This window comes from Streptomyces sp. NPDC043685, from assembly GCF_056436585.1.
In genome coordinates this window covers 302,396-318,289 of the sequence record NZ_JBWKCH010000003.1, presented here as the reverse complement: position 1 = coordinate 318,289, position 15,894 = coordinate 302,396, and the positions used below count along the sequence as shown (strand labels likewise).

The following is a 15,894-nucleotide window of genomic DNA, read 5'->3' as shown; positions in this document are numbered from 1 at the left end:
CGTGGGTCAATCAGGAGAGGGTGCTCGGGTCGTGGCGGCGGATGAGTTCGCGGACCTGGCCGTCCCGGTAGGCGAGCAACCTCTCCCAGGCGTCCAGGTCCTCGAACTCGGCGGCGGCCGTGAACCGGCCGGGCCGGGACATCTACCGCTCGTGCGGGACGACGCCGTCGTGGAACGACCAGGACTCCTGGACGCCTCCGACGGCGTAGCTGCCCCGGTGGACGAAGAGTCAGCCCCTTCGCAGGCGCAGGGTCAGGATCTGGAAGGGCCGCAGTGCGACGGCGACGGCCCCGTCCGTGATCTCCGCATCCTCCAGCGGGCGTTCCAGCAGGTCGGTGATCTGCGCGCCGGCGAGCGCGAACCCGGTGCGCAGGGTGCCGGTGGCGCGGCCGCCGCGGGACTCGTAGAGCCGTACGACGACATCGCCGGAGGTGTCGTCGGCCAGCTTGACCGCTTCCACGGTGATGCCCTCGCCCTCGGCCGAGACCACGGGTGCGGGGGCGCCAGCCGCGTCGGCCACCCGGAGCGGCAGATTGAGGGCGTAGCCCTCCGCGACGGCGTCCTCGATGGTCGCGCCGGGCAGCAGCGCGTAGGTGAAGCGGTGGCGGCCCTGGTCGGCCTCGGGGTCGGGGATGCGCGGGGCGCGCACCAGGCTGAGGCGGACGGTGGTCGTGGTGCCGCCGTCCTCGCGGACCGTGCGGGAGACGTCGTGGCCGTAGGTCGAGTCGTTGATGACGGCGACGCCGTAGCCGGGTTCGCCGAGGTGCACCCAGCGGTGGCCGGAGACCTCGAAGCGGGCCGCTTCCCAGCTGGTGTTGGTGTGGGTCGGGCGCTGGATGTGGCCGAACTGGATCTCGGCGGAGGAGTGCGGCGCGCGGATGTCGACCGGGAAGGCCGCCTTGAGGATCTTCTCGGTCTCGTGCCAGTCGATGTCCGTCTCGATGTCGATGCGGGGGCTGCCGGCGCGGACGCTGATCGTCTGGGTGATCGTGGAGCCCTTGCCGAAGGACCGCTCGACGCGGATGGCGCCGATCAGCGGGTCCTGCTCGACGACGGTGACGGACGAGGCGTCCAGCAGGTCCGTGTAGCGGTTCTTGTAGTGCTTGTCGATGTCCCAGGCGTCCCAGTAGTTGGGCAGGTCGGTGTGCAGGCGGAGCAGGTTGCCCGGCTCGGCGAGGACCTCGCGGCCGGCGCGCAGGTCGCGGACGGAGGACAGGGTGCCGTCCTCGGCGACCTCCACGCGGACCAGTCCGTTGTCGAGGACCCGGCCGGTCACCGTCACGGGCTGCGGGGGCGCGGTGTCGGTGAGGGGCGCGGAGCCGCTCGCGGGCACCTGCGCGTACACCGGTGCGCCGTCGGCGGTGCGGATCACTTCGGCGCGGTCATAGGGGCTGGTGTTGAAGACGCGGGTCCGGCCGGTGCCCAGCGCGGCCACCGCCTCCGCGGTCAGCGCGTGCAGTTCCCGGGCGACGCGGGCGTACTCGGCCTCGGCCTCGCGGTGCACCCAGGCGATGGAGGAGCCGGGCAGGATGTCGTGGAACTGGTGCAGCAGCACCGTCTTCCAGAGCCGGTCCAGCTTCTCGTACGGGTAGGCGTAGTCCGGTGCGTGCAGGGCGGCCGTGGTCGCCCACAGCTCCGCCTCGCGCAGGAGGTGCTCGGAGCGGCGGTTGCCCTGCTTGGTGCGGGCCTGGGAGGTGTAGGTGGCGCGGTGCAGCTCCAGGTAGAGCTCGCCGACCCACACGGGCGCGTCCGGGTACTCCTCGCGGGCCTTGGCGAAGAACGCGTCGGGGTGTTCGACGACGACCTTCGGGGAGCCCTCCAGGTCGGCCAGCCGGCGGGCCCGTTCCATGATCTCGCGGGTGGGGCCGCCGCCGCCGTCGCCCCAGCCGAAGGGGGCCAGGGAGCGGGAGGCGCCGCCCTTCTCGGAGTAGTTGCGCACCGCGCGGGACATCTCCTCGCCGCTGAAGCGGGCGTTGTAGGTGTCGACCGGCGGGAAGTGGGTGAAGATGCGGGTGCCGTCGATGCCCTCCCACCAGAAGGTGTGGTGAGGGAACTTGTTGGTCTGGTTCCAGGAGATCTTCTGGGTGAGGAACCACTCGTTCCCGGCGAGCTTGGCGAGCTGCGGGTAGGCCGCGTTGTAGCCGAAGGAGTCCGGCAGCCACACGCCCTTGGTCTCGATGCCGAAGTGCTCGATGAAGAAGCGCTTGCCGTGGATGAACTGGCGGGCGACGGCCTCACCGCCGGGCAGGTTGCCGTCGGCCTCGACCCACATGCCGCCGACCGGGGCCCACTGGCCGTTCTTGACCGACTCCTGGATGCGGGCCCACACCTTGGGGTAGTGGTCGCGCACCCACTCGTACTGCTGGGCCTGGGAGCAGGCGAAGATGAAGTCGTCGTACTCGTCGGCGAGCGAGGTGACGTTGGAGAAGGTGCGGGACGTCTTGCGCTTGGTCTCGCGGATCGGCCAGAGCCAGGCGGAGTCGATGTGGGCGTGGCCGACTCCGGAGATCGTGTGCGCGCTGGCGTGCGCGGGCTTGGACAGCACGGGCTTGAGCGCCGCGCGCACCGCGGTGGCCGAGCCGGAGACGTCGTCCAGGTCGAGAAGGTCCATCGCCCGGTCCAGGGCGTGGGCGATCTCGTGGCGGCGCGGGTCGTGCGCGCCGAGCTCCAGCATCAGCTCGCGCAGCACCTGCACGTCGAGGTCGAGGTGCCAGACCTCCTCGTCGAGGACGGCGAGGTCGGCGGCGCGGAAGGTGTAGAGCGGCTTGTCGCCGGCGGTGAGCTTGTCTCCGAGGGGCGTGGGCCGGGAGAAGTCGTTCGCGAGGATGTCCGGGTTGGAGGCGGCCTCGACCAGGTAGTCGACCCTCTCGCCGCCCTGGGCGGGGTTGGCGATCGCCACGTACTGGTTGAGCGGGTTGACGGCCTTCAGCGGGGTGCCGTCCGTGAGGTGGACGAGGGCCTCGGCCTGGTTGCCCGGCCAGTCGCCGGTGAAGCCGAGGTCGATGACGGCCTCGACGCGGCGGCCCGCCCACTCCTCGGGCACCTGTCCGCGCATGCGGAACCAGGTGGTGCCCCAGGGCGGGCCCCAGGGCGTCCCCATGGTGAAGGGCTCGTAGGAGGCGGCGGCGGCCTCCTCGAACGGGACCGGCTCCCCCGGCGCCTGCCAGGCCTCCACCTCGAAGGGGACGGTGGCCGCGTAGATCGCGGTCTTGATGCGCTGGTCGTGGAGGCGCTGCACGCGCTCCTCGATGCGGCGGCTTTCGTCGTGCATGGGATGTCTCCAGAAGCGGGAAGAGCGAGCAGGCGGGAAGCGGTGGGGGAAAGCGCTTACCGAGCGGCGTTCACCTAAGGTACGCCAACCCCGGGTGGACCTCGGTGTAGCCCTCGACCAGCTTGCGGGCCACATTGACCGAGTCGACGAGCGGGTGCAGGGCGAAGGCCTTGACGGCCGTCGCGCGGGAGCCGGAGTCGGCGGCGGCCAGCACCTCGCGCTCCACGGCCTTGACCGCGCAGACCAGCCCGGTGGCGTGGCCGGGCAGCGGGTCGACGGTGACGGGGTGGGCGCCGTTGGCGTCGACCAGGCAGGGGACCTCGATCACGGCGTCGGTGTCCAGGACCGACAGCGTGCGCTGGTTGCGGACGTTGAGGATCAGGGTGGTGCGCTCGTCCCGGGCGATCGCCCGCATCAGGGCGAGGGCGACCTTCTCGTAGCCGCCCGACAGGTCGTCCTCGTCGCGTTCGCCGGCGCCGGCGCTCTCGCGGTTCTCGGCCATGTACGTGGCCTCGCGTTCGGCACGGGTGCGGTCCCAGACGGTGAGGGCGGGGGCGTCCGGGTTGCGCATCTCGGCGTAGAAGCGGGCCTGCTGGTCGTGCAGGAAGGCGCCGCGGGTCTTCTCGGCCTGCTGGTAGGCGCGCACGGTTTCGCGGTTGAAGTAGTAGTAGTGCAGGTATTCGTTGGGGATCGCGCCGAGGGAGCGGAGCCAGTCCGGGCCGAAGAGCTTGCCCTCCTCGAACGAACCGAGCAGGTCGGGGTCGGCGAGCAGGCGCGGCAGCTCGTCACGGCCGGCGACGCGCAGGCCGCGCACCCAGCCGAGGTGGTTGAGGCCCACGTAGTCGATCCACGCCTCGCCCGGGTTCTTCACGCCGAGCACCCGGGCGATGCGGCGGCCGAGGCCGACCGGGGAGTCGCAGATGCCGATGACCCGGTCGCCGAGGTGACGGGACATGGCCTCGGTGACCAGTCCGGCCGGGTTGGTGAAGTTGATGACCCAGGCGTCGGGAGCGAGCCGGGCCACCCGCCGGGCGATGCCGACGGCGACCGGGACCGTGCGCAGGCCGTAGGCGATGCCGCCCGCGCCGACGGTTTCCTGGCCCAGCACCCCTTCGGCGAGGGCCACGCGCTCGTCGTTCGCGCGGCCTTCGAGACCGCCCACGCGGATCGCGGAGAACACGAAGTCGGCGCCGCGCAGGGCCTCGTCGAGGTCGGTCGTGGCGCTGACCTCGGGCGCGTCGGGCACACCGGCCGCCTGTTCGGCGAGGACCCGGGTCACCGCCGACAGCCGCGCGGCGTCCAGGTCGTGCAGGACGACGTGGGTCACCCGGCCCTCGGCGTGGTCCTGGAGGAGCGCCCCGTACACCAGCGGCACGCGGAATCCTCCGCCGCCCAGAATCGTCAGCTTCACCGGCTTCCTCCGCTTCGGCAGGCCGCACGGAGCGCGTTGCGGGAACCGAGCACGCGCCACCTCCTTGAACTCGCTCGGGTACCTCGGACCGGTTCCGGTCCACAGGGCTCAGAGGGGCTGGAACCTCGCTGATCGCCGACGGGTGGGGCGGCCGGTGCCGGCGGTCCCCCCACCGCGGCCGGGGAAGGGTTCACGGTTGCCCCTTTCCCGCCACGACCACCTCGACGCCCGCCTCCTGGAAGGAGGCCCGCGTCACCGGGTCGACCGGGTCGTTCGTCACCACCGCGTCCAGGTCCTCGGGACCGCAGACCTTGGCCATCCCGTGCCCGGGGAACTTCGCCGCGTCGGCGAGGAGCACCACCTTCTCACCGGCCCTGATCATGGCGCGCTTGACCGGCACCTCCACGACCGTGGTGTCCATGACCTGGCCACCGGGCCGCACGCCGCTGGTGCCGAGGAAGAGCCAGTCGGCGTGCAGCTGGCGCAGGTTGTCCTCGGTGAGGAAGCCGACCAGGGAGCGGTACTCGCGGCGGACCATGCCGCCGAGCAGGACCAGCTCGATGCCCTCGTCGTCGGCGAGTTCCTCGTAGACCACCAGATTGCTGGTGATCACGGTGAGCCGCCGCCCGTGCAGCTGCCGGGCCAGGCGGTAGGCCGTCGTCCCGATGTCCAGCAGCACCGACTGGCCGTCCCCGATCATCGCGGCGGCGCGTTCGGCTATGGCGTCCTTCTCGGCGACGCGCACCTCGGCGACCTCGGCGAAGGGCTGATCGCCCTCCTCCACGACGGCGCCGCCGTGCACCCGCGTGAGCAGTCCGTCCTCCTCCAGTTTGACCAGGTCGCGCCTGATCGTGGCGGGACTCACTCCCAGTTGCTCCGAGAGGTCGGTCACGGCCGCGGGCCCGCCGGCGCGCAGGGCCCGCAGGATGAGTTGGTGTCGTCGTTCTGCCAGCACGGCCGGAACACTACTCGTCATCTTCAATCATTTCTATGCTCAGTTCTGCTCGGGTATTGACCAATCTCTCTGAGCAGCGCACGATTCCGGCCAGAGAAATGACGAGTTTTGACGATCTCCGTTGAAGCCCTGAGCGAGAGGACACATCCGTGGGCGATGACCGGCCCGATGTGCTGCTGACCGGGCTGCTCTTCTACGACCTCGTCCTCACCGGGCTCGGCAAGCCGCCGACCCCGGGCGAGGAGATCTGGACCCGGGGCATGGGCTGCGGCCCGGGCGGCATCGCGAACCTCGCGGTGGCCGCCTCCCGCTTCGGCCTCAGCACCTGTCTGGCCACGGTGTTCGGCGACGACTTCTACGGCGCGTACTGCCGGGACGTCCTGGGCGGTCAGGAAGGCGTCGACCTCTCGCTCTCCCGTACGGCGGACGGCTGGCCTACTCCGGTCACGGTCTCCGTCGCGCACGGCGGCGACCGGGCCCTGCTCACCCACGGCACGGAGCCGCCGTACTCGCAGGACGTGCTGATGGGCGACCCGCCCGGCGCCCGGACCGCCCTGGTGCACCTGGAGGCCGAGCCGCGCGAGTGGCTCGCCAAGGCCGCCGCCAACGGCACGCGGATCTATGCGGACGTCGGCTGGGACCCCGCTCAGGAGTGGCCGAGGGCCCTCCTGGACCAGCTGGCCCTGTGCCACGCCTTCCTCCCCAACGAGACCGAGGCGATGGCCTACACCCGCACCGACAGCGCGGTGGCCGCGCTCGGCACGCTCTCCGAGCTGGTGCCGGTCGCCGTGGTCACCCGCGGCGGGGACGGCGCCCTCGCCGTCGACCAGATCACCGGCGAGTACGCCGAGGTGCCGGCCCTGGACACCGACGTCCTGGACGCGACGGGCGCGGGGGACGTGTTCGGGGCGAGCTTCGTCGCGGCCTCCCTCGGCGGCTGGCCGCTCGCGGAGCGGCTGCGCTTCGCGGTGCTCGCGGCCGGGCTGTCCGTGCGGCACCACTCGGGCGCCCTCGCGGCCCCCGGCTGGTACGGCGTCGCACGCTGGTGGCGTGCCCAGAGGGACCCGGACGTGCGGCGCGCCTACGGCTTCCTGACCGACCGCGTCCCGGCCGATCCCGGCCCGCCCGTGTGCCACGCCCCCGTCACCCCGCCGAGCCCTCACACCCCCGTCGGTCCGCGCGCCCGTGAGGAGCGGCACTGACGCTCCACCCCTCTGCACGTCGAACAGGAACAACAGGAGTCACCCGTGGACCTTTCCCGTAGAGGCTTCCTCCAGGCCGCCGCGCTGACCGCGGCCGCCTCCGGTCTGACCGTCGCCTGCGGTGGCGGATCCGGATCGGCCGACAGCAAGAACGGCAAGAACCTCACCATGTGGTACTGGGGAGGCGCCCTCAGCGACAAGGTGGTCGCCGAGGCGAAGACGCACTTCAGCGGCCAGGTGAAGCTGACCGCCGCCTCCATCGGCGGCGACTTCAAGCAGAAGCTCACCACCACCCTCGCGGCGGGCGCCTCCGTGCCCGACATCACGGGCATCAAGGGCGAGGACATGGCGTCCTTCCTGCCCAACGCGAACCGCTTCCTGGATCTGAACGACCTCGGCTTCAAGAAGATCGCCTCCCGGTACCTGGACTGGAAGACCAAGCTCGCCCGGACCGAGGACGGCCGGCAGATCGGCTTCCCGATCGACATCGGCCCCACCGCGCTCTTCTACCGCGCGGACCTGTTCGACAAGGCCGGACTGCCCACCGACCCCGACAAGGTCGCCGCCCGGGCCGGGACCTGGGAGGAGTACTTCGCCCTCGGCACCGAGCTGCGCGGGAAGGTGCCGGGCACCTACCTCGTCAACAACATCGGCTCGGTCTTCACCATGGCGGTCGGGCAGGGCACCGAGCGGTTCATCGACAAGGACAACCGCTTCATCGGCGACCAGGACCACATCCGCAAGGCGTGGACCACGGCGGTCCGCCCCTACACCCTCGGTCTCGACGCCAAGATCAACGACAACACCTGGAACGCCGCCGTCGGCAAGAGCCTGACCACCGAACTCGGTGCCGCCTGGCACGCCCTGGACATCGAGCAGGCGGCCCCGAAGACCAAGGGCAAGTGGCGGGTCTGCGCGATGCCCGGCGGACCGGCCAACCAGGGCGGCTCCTACCTGGCCCTGCCCAGGCAGTGCCGGAACCCCGAAGAGGCGTTCAAGATCATCAGCTGGATCCTCAGCCCGGAGAACGACGCCCGCGGCTTCACCGATGCCGCCATCTTCCCCGCCGCGCCGGCGGCCTACTCCATGCCGGCCATGACGGGAGGTGACCCGTTCTTCGGCGGGCAGAAGATCATCGAGGTCTTCGGTCCGGCCGCCAAGGCCATCCCCTCCAGCTACGAGGCACCCGCCGACGCCGCCGTCATGGCGCCTTTCATGACCGAGCTGTCCAGCATCGAGGCCAAGGGCAAGAAGCCCGACGACGCCTGGAAGGACGCGGTGGCCCAGGCCAAGCAGATCGCCCGGCGGCAGGGGGTGAGCTGAGCGATGACCTCACCTCCGGTCACCGGTTCCGCCACGGTGCCCCGGCACCACGGCGGGCCCGGCCCGGCCCGCTTCCGCCCGCGGCGCACGCCTCCCGCGGACGCCGTGCGGCCGGCGCGTCGCGGGGTGCTGTCGCACTGGCGGCAGTACCTGGCGATCTCACCCTTCTTCCTGATCTTCGGCGTCTTCTCGTTCTTCCCGGTCTTCTATTCGCTCTACCTCGCCTTCCAGCGCTGGGACGGCCTGGGCACCGTGCAGTTCGTGGGACTGCAGCAGTTCCGGTTCCTGTGGGACGACCCGGTCTTCTGGCTGTCCATCCGCAACACCCTGGTGATCTGGGTGCTGTCCACCGTCCCCACCCTGTTCGGCGCCCTGGTGCTGGCGACGCTGCTGCACTCGGTGCGACGCTTCAAGGGCTTCTACCGCATCGCCCTGTACGTACCGAACGTGACCTCGATCGTCGCCGTGTCGATCTTCTTCGGCGCGGTGTTCAGCAACAACTTCGGTCTGGTCAACGCGATCCTCGGCACGGTCGGCATCCCGCCCGTGCCGTGGCTGAGCAACCCGTGGCTGATCAAGCTGGTCATCGCGCTGCTGATGACCTGGATGTGGACCGGCTACAACATGATCATCTACTTGGCGGGCCTCCAGGCCATCCCCGCCCAGATCTACGAGGCGGCCCGGCTGGACGGCGCCGGGCCGGTCCGCACGTTCTTCCGGATCACCATGCCGATCATGCGGCCCATCATCCTGTTCACGGTCATCATCTCGACGATCAACGGCCTGCAGAGCTTCAGCGAACCCCAGGTCCTGTTCGGCAGCAACGCCGCCAACCCCAACCTCGGCGGTCCCGGCCAGGCCGGCCTGACCACGCTGCTGTACTTCTACCAGTCGGCCTTCGTCAACAACGACTACGGCTACGGCGCGGCCATCGTGTGGGCCTTCTTCGTACTGATCATGGTGCTGGTCGTCGTCAACTGGCGGATCGTCCAGCGCGGGAGGAAGTCATGACCGCAGTGGTTCCGAGGCGGTCACGGCGCCCCAGGGGCCTGACCGCACACATCGTCCTCGTCCTGGCCGTCCTGATCTCGGTCTTCCCGTTCGTGTGGACGATCGTCATGGCGACGAACACCACCGAGGACATCTACAAGAGCCCGCCGAAGCTGACGTTCGGCTCCCACCTGCTGGAGAACGTCCGGCACGTGCTGGACACCATCGACTTCTTCGGGTCGATGCTGAACACCCTGGTCGTCGCGACCGTCACCACCGTCCTGGTCCTGTTCGTCGACTCCCTGGCGGCGTACGTCTTCGCCAAGTTCGACTTCCCCGGCCGCAAGACGCTGTTCGCCCTGCTGGTGGGGTTCATGATGCTGCCGCTCCAGCTGGCCGTGCTCCCGCAGTTCATCCTCATGTCCGACATCGGCTGGGTCGGCACGCTCAAGGCCCTGGTCCTGCCCGCCCTCGCCAACGCCTTCGGCATCTTCTGGCTGCGCCAGTACATCGAGAACGGCGTGCCGGACGAGCTGCTCGACGCCGCGCGCATCGACGGCGCGGGATTCTTCCGCACGTACTGGAACATCGTGCTGCCGATGATCAGGCCCGCGCTGTCCTTCCTCGCCATCTACGCCTTCGTCGGCGCCTGGAACGACTACATCTGGCCCCTGGTCGTGCTCAACGACCCCACCCACCTGACCCTCCAGGTGGCCCTGGCCCAGCTCCACGTCGGCCACACGACCGACTACAGCATGGTCATGGCCGGCGTGCTCATGGCGTCCGTGCCACTGGTCGTGGTCTTCACGATCTTCGCCCGCGGGTTCATCGCGGGCGCCACGGAGGGGGCGGTGCAGGGCAGTTGACCCCCCTCGCCCCGTCAGGGCAGCGCCCCGAAGGGGCGCGGGGAACTGCGCGACCAGCCACAGCGGAGGCGCAGCCAAGAACCGGCAGTCGGTCCCGAGCTCGTAGGACCACAGCGGAGAGGCACCCAGTGACGGACGTCAACACCCAGAGCCGACGCCCCAAGGTACTCGTCGTCGGCATGGACGGCCTGCGCCACGACCGGCTGACCCGCTCGCCGGCCAACGCCCCGGTGCTGCACGCGCTGATGGCCGCGGGCGCCGTCGGCACGAGCCTGCTGCCGTACGGCCGAGCCGACGACGAGCCCGCGTCCGGCACGGCCTGCACCGACTCCGGACCCGGCTGGTCGAGCATCCTCACCGGGGTCTGGCCCGACCGCCACGGCGTCACCGGCAACGACTTCAAAGGCGCCGACTACGCCCGCTACCCCGACTTCCTCACCCGCGCCGCCCGCGCCCGGCCCGGTCTGCGCACGGCGGCTGCCGTGTCCTGGCCGGCCCTGGTGCGCCGGGGCACCCTCGGCCGGGCCATCGGCCGGCGGGTGCGCCACAACGGCGAACGCAAGGGCTACGAAACCGCGGACCGCCGCGTCACCCGCACCGTTCTGCGCTGGCTCACCGAGGGCGACCCGGACGCCCTGTTCGTGTACTTCGGCGCCACCGACGAGGCCGGCCACGCCACGGGCCCCCTCTCCCCCGCCTACGACCGGGCCCTGCTCGACCAGGACGCCCACCTCGGGCGGCTGCTGGAGGCGATCAACGCCCGGCGCGCGGACCCGGGGCGCGCCGAGGAGCAGTGGACCGTGCTGGTCACCACCGACCACGGGCACCTCGACTCCGGTGGCCACGGCGGCGACTCGTCTGCCGAACGGGAGGTCTTCGTCGTCCTCGCAGGACCCGGCGTGCCCGCGGGCTCCCGGCTCGACACACCCCGCCTCATCGACATCGCCCCCACCGTCCTGGACCGTCTCGGCATCCCCGTCGACCCCGCCTGGGGCCTTCAGGGGCGCGTCCTGCTCCGGTCCGGCCCACGATCCCCGGAACGGCCATGACCGACGCACCCCCCGACCCCCTGCTCGCCCTGCGCCCCTGGGAAGCCCCGGAGGTGACCTCGTGGCGACGGCTGCCGATGAACGCCGTCGACCGGCGTGCCGGAGCCGTCCGCCTGGACGGCGACTGGCGCTTCCAGCTCCTGCCCTCGCCGGACGCCCCGCTCGGGGAGGCCTGGTCGTCGTCGTACGTCCCCGGTGTGTGGACCATGCAGGACACCCGCGATCTCCCCCGGTACCTCAACGTCCGCATGCCGTTCGCGCAGTACCCGCCACACGTGCCCGCCGCCAACCCGACCGGGGTGTACGAGCGTTCCGTGGACGTGCCGGCCGAGTGGTCCGGGCGGCGGATCGTGCTCCAGGTCGGGGCCGCCGAGAGCGTGCTGCTGGTCCATGTGGACGGGCGGCCCGCCGGGATCTCCAAGGACTCGCACCTGGCCGCCGAGTTCGACCTGACGGGCCTGGTGCGCCCCGGCGAGCGAAGCGAGATGGGGGTCCCCCCGGCCGAAGGCTGGGGGAGGGCCACCGTCCGCCTGACCGTGGTGAAGTGGTCGGACGCCTCGCACATCGAGGACCAGGACCAGTGGTGGCACGGCGGGATCACCCGCTCGGTGCTGCTGTACGCGGTCGACCCGCTGCACTTCGCGGACGTGACCGTGCGGGCCCGGCGGGACGGCGACCTGCTGGTGGAGTGCCGGGTGCGGGACGCGGGCGGGGCGCTGCCCGAGGGCTGGTACGTGAGCGGGGAGCTGGACGGGCGCCCGCTGACCCGGGACGCGGAGTTCGACCGGGCCAACGCCGAGGACGAGCGCGTCTCCGGCTTCCTCGGCGAGGCCCGGCTGCGCACCGTCGTACCGGAGGTGCGCACCTGGAACGCCGAGACGCCCGAGCTGTACGGCCTGACCGTCCGCCTGCACCGCGCCGACGGCACCGTGGCCGACACCTCCCGGCACCGGGTCGGCTTCCGCGACGTCGAGATCGCCGGCCGGGACCTGCTGGTCAACGGCGAGCGCGTGTTCGTCCGGGGCGTCAACCGGCACGACTTCCACCCGCTGACCGGGCGGACGGTGACCTGCGACGACATGCGCGCCGACCTCGTCCTGCTGAAGCGGTTCGGCTTCAACGCGATCCGCACCGCGCACTACCCGAACGATCCGGCCCTGTACGACCTGGCCGACGAGCTCGGCTTCTACGTCGTCGACGAGGCGGACATCGAGTCGCACGACCACGCGCACGAGATCGCCGACGACCCGCGCTATCTGAACGCCTTCGTGGACCGGGTCGCGCGGATGGTGCTGCGCGACAGGAACCACCCCTCGGTCATCGTCTGGTCGCTGGGCAACGAGTCCGACTACGGCGCGAACCACGACGCGGCGGCGGGCTGGGTGCGCCGGTACGACCCGACCCGCCCGGTGCAGTACGAGGGCGCGGCCAAGCGCGGCTGGGCCGACCCGGACCTGGCCTCCGACATCGCCTGCCCCATGTACGCCTCGCTGGAGGAGTGCCTGGCCCACGCCCTGTCCGGCACCCAGACCAAGCCGCTCATCCAGTGCGAGTACTCGCACGCCATGGGCAACAGCAACGGCACGCTGGCGGACCACTGGGCGGCCATCGAGGCCACGCCGGGTCTTCAGGGCGGGTTCATCTGGGAGTTCTGGGACCACGGCATCCTCCAGCGTGTGAACGACGGCAGACCGGCCGGGCGTGGGGGCGCCGGGCTCTGTGACAACGGTGTCGCCGCGCCCGGCCACCGCTGGGCGTACGGCGGCGACTTCGGCGAGACGGACCACGACGGTGCCTTCATCGCCGACGGGGTCGTCTTCCCCGACCGCACCCCCAAGCCGGTGCTGTTCGAGCACCGGGAGATCGCCGCCCCGGTGCGCATCGAGTGTTTCCGGCACGAGGGCGTCGTGCTGGGCAACCATCAGCACTTCCGTGGCCTGGACTGGCTGGCGGGCGTGTGGGAGCTGTCCCTCGCCGACGGCACGACCCTGACGGCTCCGGCCGAACTGCCCGCTCTGCTGCCGGGTGAGACGGCCGCGGTGCCGCTGCCGTTCGCGCTGCCCGAGGACGGCGGCGAGGCCTGGCTGACCCTGCGGGTCACGACGGCCGGGGACGAGCCCTGGGCGCCGCGCGGCACGGTCGTCTGCCTGCCGCGGGTACGGCTGCGGGCGGCACCGCCGGTGACGCACACCCGGGTCCCGGGCGGTCCGGTCGAGGTCGACGGGGACGGGCTGCTGGTCCATCCGCTGCTGACGGCCGCGCCCACGCTGTCCCTGTGGCGGGCGCCCACCGACAACGACGAACTGGGCGGCATGGCGGCCCGCTGGCGGGACTCGGGGCTCCAGGCGCCCGTCCGCGAGGTCGTCTCCGTACGGCGTGACCCGGGCCGGGTGGCGGTGGTGTCCGACTACCTCTGCGCGGGCGGGACGGTTCGGCACGAGCAGGTGCTGACGGCCGTGCAGGCCGGGCTGCTCGTGGAGGAGTGCGCCGAGCTGCCCGAGACGCTGCACGACGTGGCCCGGGTGGGGACCGTGTTCGAGACGGTCGCCGGGCTGAACCTGCTGGAGTGGTTCGGACAGGGGCCCTGGGAGTCGTACCCGGACCGGGCCGCGGGCGCGCCCGTCGGCCACCACCGTCTCCCGGTGGACGAGCTGTTCACGCCGTATCTGCGGCCGCAGGAGAGCGGCGGACGGCACGGGGTACGGCGGTTCACGCTGTCCGCGCCCGACGCCACCGGTCTCGCGGTGCGGCTGGACCGGCCCCGCCAGGTCTCCGTCACCCGGCATCGCGCGGCGGACCTCGCCGCCGTCGCGCATCACGACGAACTGGTGCCGCGGTCCGGGTGCGTGGTGCACATCGACGCGGCGCACCGCGGGCTGGGCACGGCCTCGTGCGGGCCCGACACGTTCGCCTCCTACCTCGTCGCGGCCGGTGTCCATCGCTGGAGCTGGACCCTGCGCGTCCTGTGATCTCCTCCCCTCTCAGTCACCTCTTGGAGCACCCGTGTGCACTTCGCATGACCACGACCCGGGCGAGGCGCCCCAGGCCGGCGCCGGACGACGCGGTTTCCTGCGGGCGACGGCGCTGCTCGGCGCGACCGCGGCGGCCGTGACCGCGTTGCCCGCCGTCACCGCGCAGGCGGCCCCGGCGTGGCGCCCCGACCCGGACAGCCGCCGGTTCACGCTCGCCGTGATGCCGGACACGCAGTACCTCTTCGACGGTCCGAGCATCGACAAGGCGCCGGTCGAGGCCTCGCTGCGCTATCTGCTGGAGCACGGCCGGGAGGAGAACATCGTCTTCCTCTCCCATCTGGGTGACCTCACGCAGAACGGCGCGGAGGCGGAATTCGCCGCGATCGGGGAGGCGTTCCGGCTGCTGGACCGGCGCGGCGCCGGCTACAGCGTCCTGGCGGGCAACCACGACGTGAAGTCGTCGACGACCGACCAGCGGGGAGCCACCGCGTACCTGGGCGCCTTCGGGCCGCGGCGGTTCAAGGGGCTGCGGACGTTCGGCGGGGCCTCCCCGGACGGTTACAACACCTTCCACCGGTTCACCGCGGGCGGCCGGGAGTGGCTGGTGCTGGCCCTGGACTGGCGGCTGTCGCCGCAGGGCTTCGCCTGGGCGAAGGACGTGCTGGCCCGGCACCCGAGGACGCCGGTGATCCTCACGACCCACGAACTGGTCGTCGAGGACGACACGTTGTCCGACTACGGGCAGCAGCTGTGGGACCGGCTGATCGAGGACCACGACCAGATCTTCCTCGCCCTGGGCGGCCACTACTGGCCGGCCGCCCGCGCCATCCGGAAGAACGCGGCCGGGCACGAGGTGCACCTGCATCTGACCAACTACCAGAACCGCTACTTCGGCGGCGCCGCGATGATCCGCCTGTACCGCTTCGACCTGGACCGGGGTGTCATCGACGTGGAGACGGTGTCGCCCTGGGTCCTCGGCCGGGCGGGGAAGGGGCTCAACGAGCTGGAGCGGCAGGAGATGGAACTCAGCGGTGACGCCGACCGGTTCTCCGTCGAGATCGACTTCGAGCAGCGCTTCTCCGGCTTCGCGCCCGTGCCCGCCCGTGCCGCGCGTCCCGCCGCGAAGCTGCTCGTCCCGGGCACGGTGGCGTACTGGCGCTTCGATAAGCCGGTGGACGGCACGGTCCGCGACCTGTCGGGGCGGGGGAACGACCTCTCCCTCGTCACGGTCGGCGGCGGCGCGCTGGGCTGGTCGGCGGACCACCACCCCGACCAGCCGGGCCACGGCAGCCTGGAGTTCCAGGGCTTCAAGTCCCCGCTGAAGGGCGCCTACCTGCGCACGGTCGACGCCGCCCCGCTCAACCGGGCCACCTTCGAGGACGGCTACACCATCGAGGCGTTCTACCGGCTGCCCGCCGACTGGGACCCGCACCACCACGCCTGGTCGGGTCTGGTCTCCCGCACGGGCACGGGCGGCGCCGCCGGGAAGAGCGCCGACGACCCGGACGAGCCGCTGGCCACGCTGTCGCTGTCCAACGACCGGGAACCGCAGTGGGCGATGCGCCCGCTCAACCAGCAGGGCATCGCCACCAACTGGGGCCAGGAGACCCCGCTGGAGACCTGGTGGCACCTGGCGGTCGTCAACGACGGCCGGCACACCACGCTGTACGTCGAGGGCTGTCCGGTGGTCCGCAACCCCAAGGCGCCCTCGGTCGGCATCGCTTCCGTGGGTCTGCCGTGGCTGCTCGGCGGCTACGAGTACGGCGGGAAGATCGACCAGATCCTCCACGGCCGGCTCGGCGACGTCCGGATCGTCGCCCGGGCCCTGCCCGTCACCTCCTTCATGAATCACTGA

At 71.5% G+C, this 15,894-nt stretch carries 10 protein-coding genes and 1 pseudogene; 7 read left to right on the top strand and 4 right to left on the bottom strand.

Features of this window, described 5'->3' with window-relative positions; all coding sequences use genetic code 11:
- Positions 1-16: 16 nt before the first annotated feature.
- From AC0665_RS10625 to AC0665_RS10610, 4 genes and pseudogenes are all read right to left on the bottom strand, one after another.
- Positions 17-229, bottom strand: a pseudogene (locus tag AC0665_RS10625) (alpha-L-fucosidase); the annotation flags it as partial.
- A complete protein-coding gene (locus tag AC0665_RS10620) occupies positions 230-3,271 on the bottom strand; it encodes an alpha-mannosidase (protein ID WP_478704825.1) in 3,042 nt (1,013 codons plus the stop codon).
- 70 nt (positions 3,272-3,341) lie between these two features.
- The gene (locus AC0665_RS10615) at positions 3,342-4,682 is read right to left on the bottom strand and encodes a 6-phospho-beta-glucosidase (RefSeq protein ID WP_468632345.1); all 1,341 of its coding nucleotides are present in this window, start codon (positions 4,680-4,682) and stop codon (positions 3,342-3,344) included.
- 190 nt (positions 4,683-4,872) lie between these two features.
- Positions 4,873-5,637 (bottom strand): DeoR/GlpR family DNA-binding transcription regulator, encoded by a 765-nt coding sequence (locus AC0665_RS10610; protein WP_478606281.1) that lies wholly within the window; start codon positions 5,635-5,637, stop codon positions 4,873-4,875.
- Between the two features lie 149 nt (positions 5,638-5,786).
- On the opposite strand from AC0665_RS10610, the gene AC0665_RS10605 reads away from it, so the two are divergent.
- The 7 genes from AC0665_RS10605 to AC0665_RS10575 all read left to right on the top strand — a co-directional run bounded on the left by AC0665_RS10605 (position 5,787) and on the right by AC0665_RS10575 (position 15,894).
- Entirely contained in the window at positions 5,787-6,839 is a 1,053-nt protein-coding gene (locus tag AC0665_RS10605) for a carbohydrate kinase family protein (protein WP_478606221.1), read from the top strand.
- 45 nt (positions 6,840-6,884) lie between these two features.
- The gene (locus tag AC0665_RS10600; protein ID WP_478704824.1) at positions 6,885-8,162 is read left to right on the top strand and encodes an ABC transporter substrate-binding protein; all 1,278 of its coding nucleotides are present in this window, start codon (positions 6,885-6,887) and stop codon (positions 8,160-8,162) included.
- A 126-nt stretch (positions 8,163-8,288) separates the two neighbouring features.
- Positions 8,289-9,173, top strand: coding sequence for a carbohydrate ABC transporter permease (locus AC0665_RS10595; RefSeq protein WP_468633137.1), 885 nt, complete (start codon positions 8,289-8,291; stop codon positions 9,171-9,173).
- A complete protein-coding gene (locus AC0665_RS10590; protein ID WP_468632339.1) occupies positions 9,170-10,018 on the top strand; it encodes a carbohydrate ABC transporter permease in 849 nt (282 codons plus the stop codon). Before AC0665_RS10595 ends, AC0665_RS10590 begins: the two co-directional genes overlap by 4 nt.
- 179 nt (positions 10,019-10,197) lie before the next feature.
- The gene (locus tag AC0665_RS10585; RefSeq protein ID WP_478705031.1) at positions 10,198-11,067 is read left to right on the top strand and encodes an alkaline phosphatase family protein; all 870 of its coding nucleotides are present in this window, start codon (positions 10,198-10,200) and stop codon (positions 11,065-11,067) included.
- Positions 11,064-14,036, top strand: coding sequence for a glycoside hydrolase family 2 TIM barrel-domain containing protein (locus AC0665_RS10580; protein ID WP_478704823.1), 2,973 nt, complete (start codon positions 11,064-11,066; stop codon positions 14,034-14,036). Before AC0665_RS10585 ends, AC0665_RS10580 begins: the two co-directional genes overlap by 4 nt.
- 34 nt (positions 14,037-14,070) lie before the next feature.
- Positions 14,071-15,894, top strand: a complete 1,824-nt coding sequence (locus AC0665_RS10575) for a LamG-like jellyroll fold domain-containing protein (RefSeq protein ID WP_478704822.1) — start codon at positions 14,071-14,073, stop codon at positions 15,892-15,894.